Source organism: Streptomyces ossamyceticus, assembly GCF_001418475.1.
Lineage (GTDB): Bacteria > Actinomycetota > Actinomycetes > Streptomycetales > Streptomycetaceae > Streptomyces > Streptomyces ossamyceticus.
This window is the reverse complement of sequence record NZ_LIQX01000999.1, coordinates 1-1,577: the sequence shown is the minus strand read 5'-3', so window position 1 is coordinate 1,577 and position 1,577 is coordinate 1. Positions and strand designations below refer to the sequence as shown.

Here is a 1,577-nt window from a genome sequence, read left to right as displayed (position 1 = left end):
ACCCCTCCCCGTACCGCCCCTCCTCGCGCCGCTACCCCGACCCGGTCCATCTGCGCGTCGAGGACGTCCCCGAGTACCCCTACGCCCTCGCCGACGACGACGGCGACGTCCTGCGCACCCTCCCGGAACGTGCCGCACGGCTGCGCGAGTCCGTGCTCGACAAGGGCGAGCTGATCGACCGCGACGCCGTGTGGGAACTCAAACGGCAGGCCCTGGAACGGGTGCGCGCCGTCCCGCTCGGCCCCGGCCGACTCGCCGCCTACTGGGACTTCCTCGCCGAGGAGGGCGAGGCACTGGAGGACCACGCCACGTGGTGCGCCCTCGCGGAGGTGTACGGCTCCGACTGGCACCGGTGGCCGGCGGGCCTGCGCGACCCGCGCTCCGCCCAGACCGCCCGTGCCCGCGCCGAGCTGATGGACCGCGTCGACTTCCACACCCGGCTCGCCTGGCTCACCGACGCCCAGCTCGGCACCGCCCAGCGCTCGGCGCGCGATGCCGGCATGCCCATCGGCCTCGTGCACGACCTCGCCGTCGGCGTCCACCCCGGCGGGGCCGACGCCTGGGCCCAGCAGCGGTACGTGGCGGCCGGCATGTCCATCGGCGCGCCCCCCGACGCGTTCAACTCCCGCGGCCAGGACTGGGGTCTGCCGCCCTGGCGCCCCGACCGTCTCGCCGAATCCGGTTACGCCCCCTACCGCCGCCTCCTGCGCGCCCTCCTGCGCCACGCGGGCGCCCTGCGCATCGACCACGTCATGGGACTGTTCCGCCTGTGGTGGGTCCCGCAGGGCCGGCCGCCGACGGAGGGCACGTACGTCCGCTACGACGCCGACGCCATGCTCGCGATCCTCGTCCTGGAGGCGGCCCGCGCCGGGGCGCTGGTGATCGGCGAGGACCTCGGCACCGTCGAGCCGGGCGTACGGGAGGCGCTCGACGAGCGGGGCGTGCTGGGCACGTCCGTGCTGTGGTTCGAGCGGGACTGGGAGGGCGGCGGACGTCCGCTGCCGCCCGAGCGGTGGCGGGCGAACTGCCTGGCCACGGCCACCACGCACGACCTCCCGTCGACCGCGTCCCGGCTCACCGGGGACCACGTCGACCTCCGCCACCGGCTCGGCCTGCTGACCCGACCCCTGGTCGAGGAGCGGGCCGAGGCCGCGGCCGACGCGAGCGAATGGCTGGCGGTCCTGCGGAGGCTGGGTCTGCTGAACGGGGCGAGCGGGGGCCTGTCGGCGGTCTCCGAGGAGGCCGAGATCCAGGCCGTCCACCGGTTCCTGCTGCGGACCCCGGCCCGGATGATCGGCCTCTGGCTCCCCGACGCCGTGGGGGACCGGCGGCCGCAGAACCTGCCCGGCACGTGGGACCAGTACCCGAACTGGCGCCTGCCGATCGCTGACGCGGGGGGCCGACCGGTGACCCTGGAGGACCTGGCGGCGTCACCCCGGCTGCGGGCGTTGGTGGAGGTGCTGCGGGGGGAGGGCGGGGGCGCCCGGTAGCTCGGGGACGCGCGGTTCGTCGGCCGGTGCGGGTGGGTGGGCGGTGTTCGCGCCCACGCGGCGGAGCCGCATGTGTCACCGACGCAC

At 76.2% G+C, this 1,577-nt stretch carries 1 protein-coding gene; it reads left to right on the top strand.

Going from position 1 to position 1,577, the window contains the following annotated elements:
- Nucleotides 1-1,490: 4-alpha-glucanotransferase (gene malQ / locus AOK15_RS41335; RefSeq protein ID WP_055524441.1), on the top strand; the 1,490-nt coding region annotated here is incomplete at its 5' end.
- Nucleotides 1,491-1,577: the final 87 nt, after the last annotated feature.